We start from the raw sequence: 17,674 nt of genomic DNA on the forward strand, positions 1-17,674 counted from the left end.
GTTATTTGAGTGGCACGAACTTCGAAGACCGGGTCGCGCCGATGCCGGCCTGCCCGTGCTCGACCGACGTCCGGGTCAACTGGAACTCGCCGAGGTAGTGGCCGATCATCTCGGGTTCGACCTCGACGCGTTCGAACTCCTGACCGTTGTAGACGGCGAAGGTCAGCCCCACGAACTCGGGGATGATTGGCATGTCCCGGAGGTGGGTCCGAAGCGGCTCGTTCGCCGTCTCCTCGGCCGTCGATTCGCGGGCGTCGTCGAGCAGTTTCTGGTGCTCGACCGACAGGCCCCGGTCGATAGTTCGCCGCATCCGCGCGGGAAGCAGTTCCGCGACTTCGTCGAGCTCCATCTCCTGCAGCTCGTCGAGCGTGTGACCGCGGTAGGTGAACTCACCTTCGCGGCCGGTTCGGTACTCTGAACTCATTTGTTGCCACCTCGTCCGGTGCGCTTGGAGGCGATGTCACCGACCTTGCGTCCCGGCGGGGCGTCCCGCGAGACGGACTTCGGTTGGCCGGGGTGTTGACGGCCGCCACCGCCGAACGGGTGGTCGACCGCGTTCATCGCCACACCCCGTACTCGGGGCCACTTGATACCGCGAGCCTTCATCTTGTGGTGTTTCTTGCCGGCCTTGACGAACGGCTTCTCGGTCCGACCGCCGCCAGCGACGACGCCGATGGTGGCCCGACAGTCCGGGCTGAGCCGCTTGACTTCGCCGCTGGGCAGTTTCACGACCGCGACCTTGCGGTCGTGGGTGAGCAACTGCGCGCTCGTCCCGGACGCGCGGGCGAACTTCCCGCCGTCGCCCGGCTGGCGTTCGACGTTACAGACCGGGACCCCCTCCGGAATCTCGGCCAGGGGGAGCGTGTTCCCCGGCTTGATCTCCGCCGAGACGCCGACCTGGATGTTCTCACCGACGCTGATGCCTTCGGGCGCGAGGACGAGACGCTGGTCGCCGTCCTCGAACTGCACGGCCGCGATCGGTGCGGACCGGGCGGGGTCGTGTTCGATGTCGACGACCGTACCCGAGACCGTGTCTTTCTCCTCGTCTTTCTTGTGCGATAGTTCGGCCTTGTAGCGGTGGCTCGGTGCCCTGAACGTGGGCGATCCGCGACCGCGACGTTGGCCCTGAATTCTACGTCCCATTGATTAGAACACCCCGATTCGGGAAGCGACTTCCTGTGCGTCGTCGGCTTCGCTGAGCGTGACGATGGCCTTCTTTTTCCCCTTCGCCGTGACCATCGTGTGGACGTCCTCGACGGTGACGTCGTAGCGCTCGGACACCTCGTCGGCGACGTCGGGCTTTTCCGCGTCGAGCGAGACGACGAACTGGAGTTTGTTGTCGAAGTCCATCTGGTTCATCGCCTTCTCGGTCACGAGCGGATGTTCGATGACCGAACTCATCGCTCGGCCACCTCCGCGAGCGCGCTCTCGGTCCACAGCGTGAGTCGACCCGCGTGCGTGCCGGGCGCGAGGTCCTCGGCGTTCACTTCCGAGGCCGTGGCGACGTCGGCACCCGCGAGGTTGCGGGCCGCCGTCGACGGTTCCTCGCTCGTCACGAAGAGGATCGACTTGGGGCGCTTGTACTTGCGACCGCGGGTCTTACCCTGGCCGGCCCTGACCGTGCGCTCGTCCGCGCGTTCGACGTCGGCGTCGACGCCGACCGCTTCGAGGACGTCGACGACGTCCTGTGTCTTCACGAGGTCCTCGAAGTCGTCGGCGACGACCAGCGGGAGTTCGAGGTCGTCGTCGAAGCGGTGACCGCGTTCGGCGACGATCTCCGCGTCGGCGGTGGCCGCGATGGCCGACCGCGTGGCGAGTTTGCGCTCCTTGTCGTTGATTCCCTTCCCCTGGTCCTTCTCGGCTTTCGGGGGTGAGCCCGACGGCCTTTGACGGCCTGCGGAACGCGGCGGGCACGTCCGTTCTCGCGGGGGACGTGGGCCATGCCGCGGCCGCTACCGAAGGATTCGGCCGGGGTTCGCAGCCCGGCGTTGGGGTCGGCACCGTACGCCTGCTTTCGGTTTGCCTGGGCGGCGAGGACGGCCCGCCGGATGAGGTCCGGCCGATAGGGCGTCTCGAAGACCTCGGGCAGGTCTACGGTGCCCGCGTCCTCGCCGTTCAGGTCTCGTACTGTTGCTTGCATGAGTTAGCCCTGATTCGATGCAGTCGAGACGAAACGCACCTCGGGATCGAGGCGCGGTTGGTCTTTCGGCCGGATGGCCGGTCGGAACCGCAGGACGCGCTTGTTGGGACCCGGCAACGAGCCCTTGACCAGCGCGTACGGCCCATCGACCTCGCCGTAGTTGACGAAGCCGCCCTCGACTGTGGCGTCGTCGCCGTCGCCGATGTCGATGAGTCGTTTGTTGAGTTCGGTCCGCTGGTGGTAGCCGGTCTGGCCCTGCTGGGGGACCGTCGAGCGGACGCGGCTGGGGTTCCACGGGCCGAGGTTGCCGATGCGGCGACGCCAGCCCTGCCGGGCGTGTTTGCCCTTGCGTTTCTGGACGCCCCAGCGCTTGACGGGACCCTGCGTCCCTTTCCCTTTCGTGACGCCGGCGGCGTCGAGATACTCGCCCGCGCGGAAGACGTCGGACATCGAGTGCTCGCCACCGTCGCCGACGAGTTCGAGCGCGAAGTCGGCGCGCTCCAGCAGGGAGCCGCCGCCGACCCGGGTCTCCATCACGTCGGGTTTCTTCTTCGGGACGTTGGCCAGTTCGCTCGGGACCGTGTGCGTGATGACGCGCAGGTCGTCGACCTCGCCCGCCTCGACGGCGGCGCGCAGGTCAGCGGCGTCGTCCTCGAAGGTGTCTTCCGCCGGCAGGTCCAGCACGCGGTCGAGTTCCTCGTGGAACTCGCCGGTCCAGACTTCTGTGCGCGGCTTCTGGCCGTACGGCGTCTGTTCGTAGGCTCGGAGCGCGACGGCCCGCATCGGTGGCGTCTCGACGACGGTCACCGGAACCGACTCCTCCATCCCCTCGCGGGGGAGTTCGACTCGTCGTTGACCATGACGACGTGGGTCATTCCGGCCTTGTAGCCGGCAAAACCCTGTAGCGCGGGTGCGCCGTCGTCGTCGGGCCACGACTTGATGCGCGGGACTTCCTTCTCCGCGCGCTTACGCGGGCTGAAGCCCATCGAGCCTTTTCGTGGTCTGCTTGGTTGTGGCATGGATTTACTCCGTGAGTGTCAGGGTCGCGAGGGAGGCGAACATCGCTTCTTCGGTTCGCACCACCTCGCTGCCCTGTCGCGGAATCGTATTCAGCCAGAGGTCGAACCCCGGATCGTTCGAGGGTTCGACTGTCTCGTCCCAGTCGTCGGGGACGTCCTCGACAGCCACGTCGAGGATGGCCGGAAGGCCACGTTCGGGCGCGCCGAAGGCGACGGTCACGTCGCCGACGGTACGCCCCGCCAGATCGGTCAATCGACCGACCGAGAGCGCCGCCCCGAAACGGGAGGTTGCGATGCGAACGCCCGCGTCGGGGCGGGACAGCGCTTCCGGCAGGTCCGCGCGGTCGACGGCGAACCCCGGGAGGGGCTCGTCGACGAGTCGCGCACGGACCGGTTCTCGCGAAGAGATCCTGATGGCGACGCGCTCTCCCTCGGTTGGCTCCACCCCGTCAGGGGGAGGAGGGAGATCGGGTGTTGCAGTCCGCAATTGACCCGAACGCGGCCGTCAGGTCCGACCTCGGTCACGATTCCCTGTCTTAACGACCCCGGACCGTTCGATCCGGAGCCGGTCTGTGTCGAGACGCGGAGGGGCGGCAGGACACCGACGTACTCCAGTTCGTCCCGCGTCCCCCACACCTCCTTTCGGAGGTAGGGCGGCGTCGCGGCGTACCGAAGCACGGTTTCGACGAACCCGCCTCCCCAGCGCCGTTCGCCTTCCACGTCGCGGAAGACGACGAGCCTGTCCGCCCGGAACACCGCCGCCGCGCGGGCGACGTAACCGAGTTTGCGAGTCGCCTCGCGTTTGTCCTCGGCTTCCCGGACGAGCGAAGACGGCACGAGTACGCTGAGTGTCATGCCGGGGCCCTTCCTCGTCTCGTCACTAGACTGTGCCAATGCTACCGAACCCTCGGTAAAAAGGGTAGCGAATCATCCGAGCGACTGCGAGAGCCTGACACACCGTCGGACGGCGGGGTCGTGCCGGCGGTTCTCGTGGGTGACGGTACCACGCTGGCGGGCGGTTTCATGGTGAAGTCGGAACTCTTAAGGATGAATCGGCGGTTACAGTGAACTGCAACAGGGCGCTGGTAGTGTAGTGGTATCACGTGACCTTGCCATGGTCACAACCCGGGTTCAAATCCCGGCCAGCGCAGTTCTGCCGACGCAAACCGACGAGCGAGGCGATCGACGCTGAGGACGACGCCGACCTCGATGCGGTACTGCGCCTTCTCGAAGCCGTGCGGGAGCGACAGGAGGAGATCTCCGACGAACTCGAACGACAAGTCATCTATTGAGAGACGAGTCACCGGAGGGCGAAAATCAGTCTGGCTACATAGGAAAACAGGTACAGACAAGATACTTACCGACAGCACCGTGGGGGTGAGGTGTGAAGCGTCGCCAAGCCCTCCTCTCGGTTTGTACTGTGGTCGCCAGTGCGGGCTGTCTCGGGTTTAGTTCCCCGCAATCGAAGAACCCGAGGCTCGCGTGGATTTGGCTGCTGAACGACCGGGACGAACCGTACGAGGTCGACGTGGTCGTGGAGGACGACGGTGAGATAGTCTTCTCCGAATCGTACGAGTTAGGGACGGAACCCGACACGGCGAATATCCACGTGGACAATCCCGTCGACGGAACCGGGCGATACGTCGTCCGTGCAGATATGAGTGGAGAATCCCGTCAGGTGGATACAACGGACGTCGTCGACGGGGACGAGAACTGCGTCGGTGTACGGTTCTCACTGCTCAACAACGGGAGTGTCGATTACTGGGCGAAGCCGATGCAGCAGTGTTAGATCGCCTCGAGAAGATGGGTTGGAGTCGGTTAATCAGCACGTGGGGTCTGGAGTCGGTCAGTCAGCACGTCGCGAATCACTTACCGGTCCGATGCCACCGATTACCCGAGGGTCCTTTCCCGGCGGGCGCTCATCCGCGAGGAGTCCGAGCGCGGCGTCGGCCACGACACACAACGGGTACGCAGTCATCCGTCGAGTTCGCGCATCCGCTCGCGCCGCTCCGCCTCGGTCATGCTCGCCCACGTCGCGATGTCCGCCAGCGTGCGGTTACAGGCGACACAGACCCCGTCCTCGACCTCACAGACATCGACGCACGGCGAGCTCACCATGAACTGGCTGTCGTCCCGGATCAGCTTAACTGCTGTGACACGTCGACGCGACGTCGGGAGTCACGTCGAACGTCACCAGACGGTTGCATCAGGATAGCGAACGCGGGGCGAAAGTGCACTCGACCGCAACGTCAGGCGTCGAAGGGCGTCGACTGCTGGCGGTAGGATCGATACTCGTCGACGACCCAGTCGCGGACGGCGGGGTCGGTCGTTTCGGCCAGGGCGACCAAGATCCCGTCGTCGTCCAGCGCGCCGATGACGGCCGTCTCGTCGTACACGCCGAGAACGACCGGGATCGCCTGATCGCAGGTGCGGACGTCGGCCGTCTCGGCGGTCGCGAGCGCCTCCAGTTCCGCCCGGACGTCCGAGGAGGAGTCGACAGCGTCGAGGGCGGCCGCTTCGACGACGGCTTCGACGTCCGGCGGATCGTCCGCCGAGCCGATCCGTTCGGTGAGTTGCTCGACGCCGTCGAGACAGGGCGTCGGCGCGAGTTCCCGGACGTACGCAGCGCCAGTGCGGAGTTCGTGAAGCCGGTGCATGGCCGCGTACGGGTTCCCCTCGGTCGGGCTAACGAGCGTCGCGTCCGCGAGGCCCCCGACGTCCAGGTCGACGGCGTCGCCCGGGACGTGGCTGAGAAGCGGCGCGAACCGGGTCGCGAGGTCGACTCTGTCGAGTGCGCCATCGAGTGCGTCGAGCACGGAGACGCCGAGCGCCGTCGCGTCGTACCCCTCGCCCACCGGTCTGATCCAGCCGCGGTCCTCCAGCTCGCCGAGCGTCCGTTTGACGGTGCGTCTCGACGCCGCGATCCGATCTTCGAGGTCGCGCCGAGTGAGCGGTCCGTCCGCGCGAAGGGCGGCGAGCACTCGACGCCGGTTGTCCGACCCCACGAGGTACCTGATGGCAGTGTCCGACATCCTTTTCGGTTACTTACGCACTGTCGGATAAACCCCTGCCGTGATTCACCATGCTTCGTTCGGCGGACAGAGAGAACGCAAAGAGCTATGTGGGAGACGGATGCACGGTTAACGAGCCCGGCGATGACCGACGACGTGGATTCGGGGCGAGGCGAATCGCTCTCCCCCGACGATGCCTTCACGCTGCTGGCAGACCGGACGCGCATCAAAATCCTGCGCGCTCTCGGCGACGCCTCCGAGCCCGGCGTACCCGAGACGCTGACGTTCTCGGAGCTCCGGCAGCGAGCGGACGTCTCGGGTAGCGGCCGGTTCAACTACCACCTCCAGCAGCTGCTCGGACACTTCGTCGAAGATACCGACGACGGCTACCGGCTGCGCTACGCCGGCAAGCGCGTCTATCAGTCGATCAAGACCGGGACGTTCACCGAACGCGTCCAGGTCGAGCGGTTCGAGCTATCGTCGTCCTGTCACGTGTGCGGGACGCGACAGGCGGCGGCCTACCGCGACAGCATGTTCCACGTCCGCTGTCCCGACTGTGACGCACAATGTTACAAGTATTTCGTCCCGCCGAGCACGGTCATCGACCGATCGAAGACCGAACTCCTCCACGCGGCGAACGACCGCATCCAGCGCGAGATCGGCGCGATGGCCAAGGGCGTCTGTCCGTGGTGTTGTGCTCGTCTCACCTCGCGGGTCCTCCCGCCGGACGCCGAGATGCCGCTCCGAGACAATCCTGCAATCCAGCATCGCGTGTTGCACTCGTGTGAAACGTGTGACGGCTCGGTCTACACGCGACTGGGCGGCCTCGTCGTCTCGCACCCGGCCGTCGTGTCGTTTTTCTACGACCACGGCGTCGACGTCTCCGAGAAGTTGCTCTGGACGATGGCGTTCGCCTCGACGGACGAGCGGACGACCGTCGTCTCGGAGGATCCGTGGCGGGCCTCGGTCACCGTCGAGTGTGAGGGGGACGAACTCCGACTCGTTCTGGACGACGCCCCGTCCGTGGTTCGCGTCGAGGAGTGACCTACCGGTCCCGCTTCGGCCCGTCGACGTAGGCCTCGATTTTCCCGCTCGCAGCCTCCAGTACGGACGAGCCGTGGAAGACGAGGCCGGCCTCGAAGTCGTAGGCCGTGAGTTTCGAGAGGTTCCGTTCGGCCGCTCGGGGGTCGTCGGTGTACGTCTCGCCGTGGACGGAGAAGTAGCCCGCCGGCAGGCCGCGAACGTCCGCGCCGACGACGGTATCCCCGAGGACGGCGAAGCCGTCGTCCTCGTTCACGAGGGCGTAACTGTCGGCTTCGTGGCCGGGGACGTGGACGGCCTCGAAGCCACCGAACCGGTCGCCGTCACCGTAGCGGTGGTCCGGTTCGCGTGCCGTCTCCGCCTCGGTTTCCGCCGGCATCCACGTCTCGACGCCGTAGCGGTCGACGACGGCGTCGAACCCGCCGACGTGGTCACCGTCGCCGTGCGTGACGAACAGCCGTTCGGGTTCGACGCCCAGTTCGTCGAGACCCTCGAAGAGCGTCGCCTTCGGCCCGTCCTCGTCGTGACAGGTGTCGACGAGCGTCGGCGCGTCGCCGTCGACGAGATAACAGCGGTAGCGCCGCCCCCACTCCCGGCGCGTCGTGATATCGTACACGTTCGGAACGACTTCGTACGGCTTCTTGAGCAGTCGCCACGACATGCAGGGAGCGTCGGCGGGCCGGCGGTTATACCTTCCTCCGAGCACATCGGTCCGACATGACAGTCGTCGCACTCCTCAGCGTCGCGCCCGTCGTCGAAGGGAGCATGGCCGCGGACGTGGCGGACGCCGTCGCTGCGCTCGACGATTTCGACGTCTCGTACGAGACCAATCCGATGGGCACCGTGATCGAAGCGGACGACGTCGACACTCTGCTGGACGCCGTCGCCGCCGCACACGAGTCGGTGGACGCGGATAGAGTGAGCACGTTCCTCAAGATCGACGACAAGCGCACCGTCGACGAGCGAGCACGGGAGAAAGTCGAAGCCGTTGAGCGGGAGCTGGGGCGGGAGGCGCGGCGCGAGTAACGACTGCCAAACCCTTTATCCGAACCCGCCCAAGGCGTCGGCATGGACAGCATCAACCGGATGGCCGTCGAGTTGGTGGACGAGGCCCTCGACTTCGCTGACGAACTCAACGTCGGTGCCTACGAACTCGACTCCGAGGCGACGGTGCTCGACTTCGGCGTCGAGGCCGACGGCGGCGTCGAGGCGGGCCTGTTGCTCGTCGAGATTCAGACGGCCGGGCTGGCGACGGTACAGACGCGGATGGACGAGGTGGCGGGCGCGCCCTCCCGCACGTCGAGCTGTCGACGGACCACCCGGCGCTCGCGCTCCTCTGTTCGCAGAAGGCGGGGTGGGAACTCGCCTTCGAGACGTTCGACGGCCTCGGGAGCGGCCCGGCGCGCGCGCTGGTCGGCGAGGAGGCGGAGTTCGAAGCCGTCGGCTACTACGACGAGTTCGACCTGACCGTCCTCGCCGTCGAGTCGATCGAACTCCCGGGCGACGAGGTGGCCGAACACGTCGCCGAGAAGGCGGACGTCGCCCCGAGCGGCGTCTTCCTGCCGACGTACGCCACGGGGTCGACCGCCGGGAGCGTCACGGCGGCGGCGCGGGCGGCCGAACTCGCCGTCTTCCGCCTGTTCGAACTCGGCTACGATCCGCGCGACGTCCTCTCGGTGAACGGGAGCGCGCCCTCGCGCCCGTCAGCTACGACGAGAGCGTGGCGATGGGCCGGACGAACGACGCCGTCGCCTACGGCGGGCAGGTCTACCTGCAGGTGCGCGAGGAGTTCGACCACTTCGAGGAACTTCCGTCCGCCGCCACCGCCGAGTACGGCACGCCGTTCGAGGAGATCTTCGCCGACGCCGACTGGGATTTCTACGAGATCCCGGAGACCGTCTTCGCGCCCGCGCAGGTGACGGTGGATGTCGTCGACGGCCCGACGCACGTCCTCGGCGAGACGAACGACGCCGTCCTCGAAACCTCGTTCGGGCTGTGAGGTTCAAACTCGTCCCCAAACCGCCCGACTCGCTCGAGTTCGTCGCGGACGCACAGCGCGCCGTCCCGCTCATCCCCGACACCGAGGACGACTGCTGTGCCCGCCTGATGCGCCGACTCGACTTCCCCTCGCGCGACATCGCCCGGACGTGGCTCACCTTCCTCCGGGCGCTTCGTCTCGCAGAGGAGACGGAGTCGGGGTTCAGGCGAACGGACGTCGATCCGACGCGCGAGGCCGTCCGCGAGGCGTTCGTCGACCGCGTCTTCGGCGCGAGCGAGGTGCTGACGCGCTGGAAGCGGACGGCGCGCTCAGCGCCGACGAGGCGTTCGAGCGGTTCAAGGAGCGAGTGCCGACGTGGGAACATTACAAGAATCCGACGGAGTGGGAGGACGTCTGGCGCGAACGGGTGGAGCGCGTGCTCGACTGGTTGACGCTGCTTGGAGCGGTAGAGCGGACGGCCGACGGCCGGTACCGGCGGGCCTGATCGTCACTCCACGGCGATTCGGACCGGTTGCCCGCGACGCTCCTCGGCCCGGTCGGCGAGTCGCTCGATGCGCTCCTCCATCGGGGGATGCGAGGCGAGCAGTCTGGTGAGCGTCCCCTCCTCCTCGCCGTGGATGTAGAGCATCGAGAGCAGGCCGCCCGGCGTGGACGCGCGCCGAATCTTCGCCAGCGCCCGCGCCAGCGCGAGCGGGTCGCCCGTCACGTCGGCGGCGCGCCGGTCGGCCGCGTACTCCCGCCGTCGCGAGTACGCCTGCAGGGCGAACGTGAAGACGAACAGGAGGAGGACGACCACGCCGGCGACGGCCGTCTGGACGCGCGCCGTGATGCGCCGGAGGTCCGCCGGGTCGCCGCCGCGGAGATACGTCAACCCCCGGGCGAAGCCCGTCAGGATGACCGTCACGGGCAACAGCAGGAGGACGAACAGGCCGACGACGGTCTGGGAAAGCGAGTAGCCGAGCGTCTTGACGAGGCTGTCGCGGCGTTCGAGGTGCGCGAGTTCGTGAGCGACGATGGCTTCGAGTTCGTCCGCGTCGAGCAGCCGGAACAGCGAGTCGTCGAGGACGACGTCGCCCTCGCTCGGGCCGCCGAGCGACAGCGCGTTCGGCGACTGCATCCGCGCGACGAGCACTCGCGGCGCGTCGACGTCCATCTCGTCGGTGAGGGCGTCGATCCGGTCGTAGAAACCGGCGGCACGGGTGCGCGAGAGCTCCGTCGCGTCCAGCGCCGAGAGGATGCGCGCCGTCCCGAGGCGGTAGCTCACGTAGCCGAAGGTGAGCGAGAGGCCGACGACGACGACCGCCGTCGTCACGGGGTCGGGGCGCTGTCGCCAGAGGAACAACACCAGTCGATAGACCGCGAGGGCGGCGACGGCGTAGACGAAGAGCATCGCCGCCCCCGTCACGGCCATCAGCGAACGGGTGACGAGGCGTCGCATCGTCGGGCATTGGGCCAGCGGCGACAAACGCCTGTCGACGGGAGAGCGGGCGTTCTCCGACCGCCGGCGTCAGTCCGCCGGCGTCAGTCCGCCGGCGTCACGTCGGTGACGGTGCCGACGCCCTTGCTCCGGCCCTCGCGGAAGACGAACCGCTGCCCTTCCTCGACGAGGTAGGGCCGGAATTTGAACTCGACGCTGGTGGAGCCGTTGTCGCCCGGGAGGAGCTGGTCGCCGTCGGGGCGGAAGACGGCCGCCTCGCTGATGGTTTCGAGGTGGACGACGGGTTCGTAGCCCGTGCCGATTCGCGTGGGGTGGTTCAACACCATCACTTCCGCCTCGAACTCCCGGACGGGAGTCGGGTCGGCGTCGCCCGGCAGGAGGACCATCCCGCGTTCGACCTCCGATTCGCGGACCCCCTTGAGGGCGATACCGACGATGCGACCGGCTTTCGCCCGGTCGACGCGGTGGTAATGCATCTCGATGGAGCGGACCTCGACCTCGCGGAACGCGCCGTCGGGCATCGGGCCCAGGAGCAACTCGTCGCCCGCTTCGACGGTGCCGGAGTTGACCGTGCCCGAGGCGACGGCACCGACGCCCGTCACCGAGTAGGTGCGGTCGATGTACATCCGGAAGTCGCCGCCTCGGTCGTTCGTCTTCGGGAGCTGCTCGAAGAGGGCGTCGAGGTCGTCGAGCCCCTGCATCGTGACGGCGCTCGTCCGCAGGACGGGGACGACCGCGTCACCGATCTCCTCGACGGCGGCGTCGACGCCGTGGCGTTCGACGAGCAGCGGCGTCTTGTCCACGTCGCGCAACAGCCGTTCGACCTCGCGCTCGACCTCGTCGACGCGCTCCTCGGTGACGGCGTCCACCTTGGTGATGGCGACGAGCGTCGGCAGTTCCGTGGCCAGCAGGATGCCGAGATGTTCGCGCGTGGTCTTCGTCGGGCCGTCGTCGGCCGCGACGGTCAGGAGGCCGTAGTCGAGTTTCTGTCCGACGAGACCCCGGATAGTGGTGCGGAGCCAGGGTTCGTGGCCCACCGTGTCGACGAAGGAGACGAGGCGATTCGACTCCTCGACGACGCGGGCCCGATCGGCCTTCCGGTGGGGGTTGTCCACGTGGATGGGCCCGTCGTCGAAGCCGTAGACGGCGTACGAGAGGTCGGCCGACAGGCCGCGTTCGACTTCGTGGGGTTGGACGTCGAGAAAGCCCCGCGTGCTGCCCTCGCCGTCGTCGGCCTGTCCGGTGACGAGCGTCCCGACGAGCGTGCTCTTGCCGTGGTCGACGTGGCCGGCGGTGCCGACGACGATGTGCGAGTCGTCGGTCTCCAGCATCGCGCCCTCGCGGACGGTGGCGACGCCGACGATGCCGCCGCCGGACGAGTCGTCGCCGGCGACGCCGTCGACGCTCCACGTCTCGACGTCTTCGATGTGCGCACCGGCCTCCTCGGCGAGCAACGAGAGCACGTCCATGGATTCGGAGAAGTCGTCGATTGGGATGCCGGCGAGGTGGCCGTCGTCGGTGACGCCGACGACGTACGTCGCCTCGCCGTCCCCCGAGAGGACGCGATGGCGTAACTGCGCCGCCAGACTCTCCATCCGGCCGTCCGCGAGGTGGACGTCGCGGGAGAGTCGTTCCTTGAACTCGACGCGCCCGCCCTCTCGTTCGCCGCGCTCTGGGCCTCTTCGAGGAGAGCCCGGTCCGCGCTCATGGGGCTTGATAAGCCATGACCCGCTAAAATCCTTTCCGTCGCGTGGGTATCGGTAACACGGCGTCGTCCGGCGCGCTGGTCCGCGAGCGTCGTCCGGCGCGTCAGTCGGTGAGCGTCTCGTAGGCGCGGTTGACCCGCTTGAACGCCTCTTCGTCCCCGGACTCGGCGTCGGGGTGGACCTCCTTCACCTTCGCCCGGTAGGCGCGGCGAATCTCCGCCTCCGTCGCGCCGGAGTCGAGTCCGAGCGTCCGATACGCCTCGGTCCGGGTCGTTCGAGACGTCTCCGTGGTACGCCGCCCCGCCCGCGCGTTCGCTCCGCGCGGCCCGGCCTGGAAGCCACGCGGACCGCGCGACGCGTTCCCGGTCGCGCGTTCGCCGGCCACGCTCGCCCGTTTCCGCGACCGTGACCACATCCGTTCCTCGAGTCGCCCGGTCGCGTGTTGCCACATGAAGTAGGTCGTCACGCCGAACGGGAGCGCGACGAACAGCAGGAACAACTGCTCCACGAACGCCAGCACCAGCAGTACGACGGTGATGCCGGCGAACGTCGACGCGAGTCCGAGCACGAGACCGTCCCTGTCCACGGCGGGAGATACGGAAGCGGGGCTTGTAAGCGTCTCGCCCGGTCGCACCCGTCCGGTCGCCCCCGCCCGAGAACAGGCCGAGTGCTAAAGGAGTCGGCAACCGAACGACGACCCATGAGCTTCGCCGGCGTCTGTCAGATCTGCGAGTCCGCCGAGGCGCGATACACCTGTGACCGGTGTGGCGCGGCCGTCTGTGAGCAACATTACGAGGCGAGGGTCGGCCTCTGTGTCGACTGTGCGACGCAGATGTAAACGTCGAGAGCCTACCGATACTGATTGAGTCGATGTTTCAGACGCTTTGCCGCCGCGCCCGCCGCGCCGAAGTAGGCGTCCTCGCCCGCGGCCCCGGACTGCGACCGTGAGCGCTGCTCGCCAGCGAAGATGATGCCCCGCGAGGAGTTCACGAGGCCGACGCCGTCGGCGAGGCCGTACTCGACGGCCGCCTCGGCGTCGCCCCCTGCGCGCCGACGCCCGGGACGAGGAAGGGGAGGTCCGGCACCTCGGTGCGGAGCGTTTCGAGTTCCTCGGGGGCCGTCGCGCCGACGACCAACCCCACGTTGTCGTGTTCGTTCCAGAGGTCCGCCAGCGCGGCGACTCGCCGATACACCGGTTCGCCGGTGGCGAGTTCGAGGTCCTGGAGGTCCGCGCCGCCGGGGTTCGAGGTGCGACAGAGGACGAACACGCCCGCGTCCTCGCGGGAGAGAAACGGGTCGAGCGAATCGCGACCCATGTAGGGGTTGACGGTGATGGCGTCGGCCGAGTCGAGCAGCGAGGCGTACTGCCGACTCGTGTTGCCGATGTCGGCTCGCTTGGCATCCAGGAGGACGGGCACGTCCTTCCCGTGGGCGTAGGCGATGGTCTCTCGCAGCGCGCGCCACCCCGTACTGTCCTCGTAGAAGGCGGCGTTGGGCTTGTAGGCGGCCGCGTGTTCGTGGGTAGCGTCGATGACGCGGCGGTTGAACGCCCACCGCGGCAGATCGCGGTCCGCGAGGAAGTCGGGGATCCGGGACGGATCGGGGTCGAGACCGACGGAGACGACGCTGTCGACCCGGTCGATGCGGTCGCCGAGGCGGTCGAAGAAGGTCATACCGGGAGTCGGCCCGGCGAGAACTACAAGCTTCCGACCCTCAGCCGACGGTGACGAGTATCGCCAAGTCGGCGTCAGCGATCGTCGTAGACGAGCCGCCCGTCGACGACGGTCACGGCGACGTCGAGGTCGGCGATGGCGTCCGGCTGGGCCCAGGGCGAGCGGTCGAGGGCCACGAGATCGGCTCGCTTGCCCGCCTCGATCGTCCCGAGTCGGCCCTCGTCGAAGCCGGCGTAGGCCGCCCCGAGCGTGTACGCGCGGAGCGCCTCGGTCACGCCGAGTCGCTGGCTCTCGACCGGCGCGTTCACCGTCTGGTGGACGCCGTAGAGGGGGCAAGCGGCATGCAGTCGCTGCCGAACGCGAGCGTCGCACCGGCGTCGGCGAGGGCGCGAAAACGGTTGGCGTCGGTCCATCGGTCGCCGAGGCGCGCGGCGTACAGTCCGTCGTCGCCGCCCCACTTCAGGAAGTTCGGCTGGACCGACGCCACGACGTCGAGGTCCGCGATTCGGGCGACGGCGTCGTCGCTGGCGAGTTCGAGGTGTTCGACGCGGTGGCGGGCTCCGCGGCCCGACGACGCGTACGCGTTGAGGACGGCGTCGACGGCCACGTCGCCGATGGCGTGAGCGGCGACCTGGAAGCCGGCGTCCTCGGCGGCCGCGAGGATGTCGCGGAACTCGGCGGGCGGGACGACCCACTCGCCCGCGCCCTCGGCGTCGTCGTAGGGCTCGCTCAGTTTCGCCGTCCGGCCGCCGATGGTCCCGTCGGTGTAGGTCTTTATCGCCCCCACCTCGACCATGTCGGTGCCGTGGCCGGTGTGGAGGCCCGCCTCCACCAGTGCGTCGAGGTGGTCCGACCAGTAGTTGAGGCGGACGCGCAGCGTCAGTTCGCCCTCGCGGTCCAGGTCGCGGTAGACCTCGGGCGCGCGGGAGCCGCGAACCACGTCGTGGACGCCGGTGACGCCGCGGGCGTTGGCCTCGGCCTGGGCCACCGTCAGCAACTCGTGCATCTCGGCCGCGTCGGGTTCGATGGCGGCGTAGACGGAGTCGAGCGCCCCTCCAACGACGACGCCCGTCGGCTCCCCGTTCTCGCGGCGGACGCCGCGGTCGGGCGACTCGGGAAGCAGTCGGTCGAGCGCCGTCGAGTCGAGGGCGGCAACGTGGAGGTCCTCGCGGAAGGCGACGACGGGGCCGGCGGCGTCGACGTCGTCCAAATCGTCCCGAGTGAGATATCTCGACTCGTCCCACTCGCTTTCGTCGTAGCGAAAGCCGAGGACGAACTCGCCGGCGGCCACCTCGTCGGCGCGGGCCTGGAGGCGGGAGGCGCACTCCGCCGGTCCCGACGCGCCCGAGAGGTCGGCGTGGACGAGCGCTCGTCCGACCATCGAGAGGTGGGTGTGGGCGTCGACGAACCCTGGGAGGAGGACCCGTCCGTCCAGGTCGACGGTTCGCGTCTCGACGCCCGCCAGAAAGTCGAGTTCGTACGCGCTACCGACGCGGACGATCTCGCCGTCGCGGACGGCGACGGCCTCGTGGGTCTCGTCCGGGCGGGCGAGCGTGTGGACCTCCGCGTTCGTCAACAGGAGGTCGGCGGCCTCGGTCATATCGGATGCGCGGCGGCGAGGGCGAAAACAGTTCGGGTCGAAAGTAGCAACTGTTAGGAAGAACCCGCTCCACCACCCGGTATGACCGATCCAGCATCCCTTGCGGACCGCGTCCGCGACGGCGAACTCGGATTCCACGAACTCGAAGACCACGCGGACGCCGACGCCGCGGCGGCAGCGCGACGTCGCCTCGTCGAGGAGCAGTCGGGCGCGTCGCTCGACGCCGTCGGCGACTACGGCTTTCCCGCGACCGAGGCCGAGGCCAACGTCGAGAACATGGTCGGGGCCGCCCAGATACCGATGGGCGTCGCCGGCCCCGTCACGATCGACGGGGCCGCCGCGGACGGCGAGTTCTACCTCCCGTTCGCCACGACCGAGGGCGCACTGCTGGCCAGCGTCAACCGCGGCTGTTCGGTCATCGACCGGGCGGGCGGCGCGACGGCCCGCGTGACCAAATCCGGGATGACCCGCGCGCCCGTCTTCCGCGTCGCCGACGTCGCCGAGGCCGAGGCGACGGTGGAGTGGGTCCGCGAGCACGAAGCCCGCCTCGCCGAGGCGGCGGAGTCGACGACGAGCCACGGCGAACTGCTCGACGTGACGCCCTACGTCGTCGGCAACTCCGTCTTCCTGCGGTTTCGCTACGACACCAAAGACGCCATGGGGATGAACATGGCCACCATCGCCACCCGCGAGGCGGCCGAGGTGCTCGAACGCGAGACGACGGCCGAGCTGGTGGCGCTCTCGGGCAACCTCTGTACGGACAAGAAGCCGGCCGCCGTCAACGCCGTCGAAGGCCGAGGGCGGAGCGTCACCGCCGACGTGACCCTCCCCCGGGACGTCGTCGAGGACAGGCTCCACACGACGCCCGAAGCCATCGCGGAGATCAACACCCGGAAGAACCACGTCGGGAGCGCCAAGGCGGGGAGTCTCGGCTTCAACGCCCAGGTCGCCAACGTCGTCGCCGCCATGTTCCTCGCCACGGGCCAGGACGCCGCGCAGGTGGTCGAGGGGTCGAACGCCATCACCACGGCCGAGGTTCGTTCGGGCGACCTGTACGCGAGCGTCTCGCTGGCGAGCCTGGAAGTCGGCACCGTCGGCGGCGGGACGCGCCTGCCGACGCAGGCCGAGGGCTCGACGTGCTCGGCGTCCGCGGCGGCGGCGACCCACCGGGGGCGAACGCCGACGCCCTCGCCGAATGCGTCGCCGTCGGCGCGCTCGCCAGCGAGCTCTCCCTGCTCGCCGCGCTCGGATCGCGCCACCTCTCCAGCGCCCACGAGAGCCTCGGGCGCTGAGTTCACTTCCGGAAGAACGTTCACTTTCACCGCGGACGTGGCTCACGTTTAGGCCCGTCCGTCCCCACATCGTCGAACGCGCCCGGCGGCGAGCACCGGCGGGCGCGTCCACCCATGTCCGACGACCACCCGCCCCCGTACCGACGGCTCCGCCTCGTGAAACTCCTGCTCGGAATCGTCGTCTCGGCGCTGACCGCCCTCCGACTGCTCGGCCTGTTGTAGCTATAGGAGTCGGTATTCGCCGCCGCTCTCGGTCAGTTCTCCCCGGCGGGTGAGACGTTCGAGGACGTCGCGCGCCGCCTCGGCCGGCACCCCTCGCTCCGTCGCGTACGCGACTATCTCGGACTCCGTCCGCGCGCCGCCCTCGCTGAGGGCCGCCCGCACGAGTTCGGGGCGGCTCTGGCTCGGTGAGCCGCCGACGTCGCCCGCGTCGGCGACGGCGTCGGCGTCGAGACCCGCCGCGGTCAGATACTCGTCGTCGTCGACGCCGGCGTCGTCGAGTCGCCGTTCCATCTCGCGCACCGACGGGAGGGCGTCGAACGCTTCGCTGTCGCCCGACTTCTCGGCCACCATCGCGGCGCGGGCCTCGCGGGCAGCGTCCCGGTCCTCGGTGCGGTAGAAGCGCTCGAGCCTCCGCGTCTCGTGGCGCGTCCGACACCGGGGACACTGCGCCGTCTTCGCCTCCGTCGGATCGGCCAGTATCCACAGCGCGCCACAGTCGCTACAGCCCACCACCGCGTACATGTCCCGGCGTT

The 17,674-nt window shown here is 68.5% G+C and carries 14 protein-coding genes, 1 tRNA gene and 9 pseudogenes; 8 read left to right on the top strand and 16 right to left on the bottom strand.

The window, feature by feature from the left end; translation table 11 throughout:
• Position 1: 1 nt before the first annotated feature.
• The 6 genes and pseudogenes from ACFQJD_RS12695 to ACFQJD_RS12720 form a co-directional block, all read right to left on the bottom strand.
• Entirely contained in the window at positions 2-424 is a 423-nt protein-coding gene (locus tag ACFQJD_RS12695) for a 30S ribosomal protein S19 (protein WP_379798684.1), read from the bottom strand.
• Positions 421-1,143, bottom strand: coding sequence for a 50S ribosomal protein L2 (locus ACFQJD_RS12700; protein ID WP_379798686.1), 723 nt, complete (start codon positions 1,141-1,143; stop codon positions 421-423). The genes ACFQJD_RS12695 and ACFQJD_RS12700 overlap by 4 nt, the downstream gene beginning before the upstream one ends.
• 3 nt (positions 1,144-1,146) lie before the next feature.
• Complete coding sequence (locus ACFQJD_RS12705; protein WP_379798688.1) at positions 1,147-1,401, bottom strand: 50S ribosomal protein L23; 255 nt, start codon at positions 1,399-1,401, stop codon at positions 1,147-1,149.
• Positions 1,398-2,140 (bottom strand): annotated as a pseudogene (gene rpl4p, locus ACFQJD_RS12710) (50S ribosomal protein L4). The gene ACFQJD_RS12705 and the pseudogene rpl4p overlap by 4 nt, the downstream one beginning before the upstream one ends.
• Positions 2,141-2,143: 3 nt before the next feature.
• A pseudogene (locus ACFQJD_RS12715) lies at positions 2,144-3,159 on the bottom strand (50S ribosomal protein L3).
• A gap of 4 nt (positions 3,160-3,163) precedes the next feature.
• A pseudogene (locus ACFQJD_RS12720) lies at positions 3,164-4,014 on the bottom strand (putative RNA uridine N3 methyltransferase).
• Between the two features lie 224 nt (positions 4,015-4,238).
• Between ACFQJD_RS12720 and ACFQJD_RS12725 the strand changes: the two are divergent.
• A tRNA-Gly gene (locus tag ACFQJD_RS12725) sits at positions 4,239-4,309 on the top strand.
• Here ACFQJD_RS12725 and ACFQJD_RS12730 read toward each other — a convergent pair.
• Entirely contained in the window at positions 4,278-4,439 is a 162-nt protein-coding gene (locus ACFQJD_RS12730) for a hypothetical protein (protein ID WP_379798690.1), read from the bottom strand. The genes ACFQJD_RS12725 and ACFQJD_RS12730 overlap by 32 nt on opposite strands.
• 254 nt (positions 4,440-4,693) lie before the next feature.
• On the opposite strand from ACFQJD_RS12730, the gene ACFQJD_RS12735 reads away from it, so the two are divergent.
• Complete coding sequence (locus ACFQJD_RS12735) at positions 4,694-4,948, top strand: hypothetical protein (protein WP_379798692.1); 255 nt, start codon at positions 4,694-4,696, stop codon at positions 4,946-4,948.
• Positions 4,949-5,133: 185 nt separating this feature from the next.
• Here ACFQJD_RS12735 and ACFQJD_RS12740 read toward each other — a convergent pair whose 3' ends face one another.
• A complete protein-coding gene (locus ACFQJD_RS12740) occupies positions 5,134-5,277 on the bottom strand; it encodes a DUF1289 domain-containing protein (protein ID WP_379798694.1) in 144 nt (47 codons plus the stop codon).
• A 131-nt stretch (positions 5,278-5,408) separates the two neighbouring features.
• The gene (locus ACFQJD_RS12745; protein WP_379798696.1) at positions 5,409-6,191 is read right to left on the bottom strand and encodes a helix-turn-helix transcriptional regulator; all 783 of its coding nucleotides are present in this window, start codon (positions 6,189-6,191) and stop codon (positions 5,409-5,411) included.
• A gap of 123 nt (positions 6,192-6,314) precedes the next feature.
• Between ACFQJD_RS12745 and ACFQJD_RS12750 the strand changes: the two genes are divergently transcribed.
• Entirely contained in the window at positions 6,315-7,214 is a 900-nt protein-coding gene (locus tag ACFQJD_RS12750; protein WP_379798698.1) for a winged helix-turn-helix domain-containing protein, read from the top strand.
• A 1-nt stretch (position 7,215) separates the two neighbouring features.
• On the opposite strand, the gene ACFQJD_RS12755 is transcribed toward ACFQJD_RS12750, so the two are convergent.
• Positions 7,216-7,872 (bottom strand): MBL fold metallo-hydrolase, encoded by a 657-nt coding sequence (locus tag ACFQJD_RS12755; protein ID WP_379798700.1) that lies wholly within the window; start codon positions 7,870-7,872, stop codon positions 7,216-7,218.
• Between the two features lie 56 nt (positions 7,873-7,928).
• Between ACFQJD_RS12755 and ACFQJD_RS12760 the strand changes: the two genes are divergently transcribed.
• The 3 genes and pseudogenes from ACFQJD_RS12760 (at position 7,929) to ACFQJD_RS12770 (ending at position 9,694) form a co-directional block, all read left to right on the top strand.
• Positions 7,929-8,237 (top strand): MTH1187 family thiamine-binding protein, encoded by a 309-nt coding sequence (locus tag ACFQJD_RS12760; RefSeq protein ID WP_379798702.1) that lies wholly within the window; start codon positions 7,929-7,931, stop codon positions 8,235-8,237.
• A gap of 42 nt (positions 8,238-8,279) precedes the next feature.
• A pseudogene (mch, locus tag ACFQJD_RS12765) lies at positions 8,280-9,210 on the top strand (methenyltetrahydromethanopterin cyclohydrolase).
• Positions 9,207-9,694, top strand: a pseudogene (locus tag ACFQJD_RS12770) (hypothetical protein). Before mch ends, ACFQJD_RS12770 begins: the two co-directional pseudogenes overlap by 4 nt.
• 3 nt (positions 9,695-9,697) lie before the next feature.
• Here the strand turns inward: ACFQJD_RS12770 and ACFQJD_RS12775 are convergent.
• The 3 genes and pseudogenes from ACFQJD_RS12775 to ACFQJD_RS12785 all read right to left on the bottom strand — a co-directional run bounded on the left by ACFQJD_RS12775 (position 9,698) and on the right by ACFQJD_RS12785 (position 12,940).
• Complete coding sequence (locus ACFQJD_RS12775) at positions 9,698-10,648, bottom strand: M48 family metallopeptidase (RefSeq protein WP_379798704.1); 951 nt, start codon at positions 10,646-10,648, stop codon at positions 9,698-9,700.
• Between the two features lie 83 nt (positions 10,649-10,731).
• Positions 10,732-12,356 (bottom strand): annotated as a pseudogene (locus tag ACFQJD_RS12780) (GTPBP1 family GTP-binding protein).
• Between the two features lie 101 nt (positions 12,357-12,457).
• A complete protein-coding gene (locus ACFQJD_RS12785; RefSeq protein WP_379798706.1) occupies positions 12,458-12,940 on the bottom strand; it encodes a J domain-containing protein in 483 nt (160 codons plus the stop codon).
• A gap of 114 nt (positions 12,941-13,054) precedes the next feature.
• Between ACFQJD_RS12785 and ACFQJD_RS12790 the strand changes: the two genes are divergently transcribed.
• A complete protein-coding gene (locus ACFQJD_RS12790; protein ID WP_379798708.1) occupies positions 13,055-13,192 on the top strand; it encodes a zinc finger HIT domain-containing protein in 138 nt (45 codons plus the stop codon).
• 11 nt (positions 13,193-13,203) lie between these two features.
• Here the strand turns inward: ACFQJD_RS12790 and pyrF are convergent.
• A pseudogene (gene pyrF, locus ACFQJD_RS12795) lies at positions 13,204-14,027 on the bottom strand (orotidine-5'-phosphate decarboxylase).
• Positions 14,028-14,101: 74 nt separating this feature from the next.
• Positions 14,102-15,627: pseudogene (locus ACFQJD_RS12800) on the bottom strand (amidohydrolase).
• Positions 15,628-15,708: 81 nt separating this feature from the next.
• Between ACFQJD_RS12800 and hmgA the strand changes: the two are divergent.
• Positions 15,709-16,919: pseudogene (hmgA, locus tag ACFQJD_RS12805) on the top strand (hydroxymethylglutaryl-CoA reductase (NADPH)).
• A gap of 222 nt (positions 16,920-17,141) precedes the next feature.
• Here hmgA and ACFQJD_RS12810 read toward each other — a convergent pair.
• Positions 17,142-17,663, bottom strand: coding sequence for a DUF5817 domain-containing protein (locus tag ACFQJD_RS12810; protein WP_379800512.1), 522 nt, complete (start codon positions 17,661-17,663; stop codon positions 17,142-17,144).
• Positions 17,664-17,674: the final 11 nt, after the last annotated feature.

The sequence above is a fragment of the Haloplanus sp. GCM10025708 genome (assembly GCF_042663985.1).
GTDB classification, from domain to species: Archaea; Halobacteriota; Halobacteria; order Halobacteriales; family Haloferacaceae; genus Salinirarus; species Salinirarus marinus.

Bases quoted from the DNA above. Each gene is read 5' to 3' on its own strand.
- ACFQJD_RS12810 (WP_379800512.1), bottom strand. From the start codon at position 17,663: ATGTACGCGGTGGTGGGCTGTAGCGACTGTGGCGCGCTGTGGATACTG.
- ACFQJD_RS12790 (WP_379798708.1), top strand. From the start codon at position 13,055: ATGAGCTTCGCCGGCGTCTGTCAGATCTGCGAGTCCGCCGAGGCGCGA.
- ACFQJD_RS12740 (WP_379798694.1), bottom strand. From the start codon at position 5,277: ATGGTGAGCTCGCCGTGCGTCGATGTCTGTGAGGTCGAGGACGGGGTC.
- ACFQJD_RS12745 (WP_379798696.1), bottom strand. From the start codon at position 6,191: ATGTCGGACACTGCCATCAGGTACCTCGTGGGGTCGGACAACCGGCGT.
- ACFQJD_RS12755 (WP_379798700.1), bottom strand. From the start codon at position 7,872: ATGTCGTGGCGACTGCTCAAGAAGCCGTACGAAGTCGTTCCGAACGTG.
- ACFQJD_RS12760 (WP_379798702.1), top strand. From the start codon at position 7,929: ATGACAGTCGTCGCACTCCTCAGCGTCGCGCCCGTCGTCGAAGGGAGC.
- ACFQJD_RS12705 (WP_379798688.1), bottom strand. From the start codon at position 1,401: ATGAGTTCGGTCATCGAACATCCGCTCGTGACCGAGAAGGCGATGAAC.
- ACFQJD_RS12695 (WP_379798684.1), bottom strand. From the start codon at position 424: ATGAGTTCAGAGTACCGAACCGGCCGCGAAGGTGAGTTCACCTACCGC.
- ACFQJD_RS12700 (WP_379798686.1), bottom strand. From the start codon at position 1,143: ATGGGACGTAGAATTCAGGGCCAACGTCGCGGTCGCGGATCGCCCACG.
- ACFQJD_RS12775 (WP_379798704.1), bottom strand. From the start codon at position 10,648: ATGCGACGCCTCGTCACCCGTTCGCTGATGGCCGTGACGGGGGCGGCG.
- ACFQJD_RS12750 (WP_379798698.1), top strand. From the start codon at position 6,315: ATGACCGACGACGTGGATTCGGGGCGAGGCGAATCGCTCTCCCCCGAC.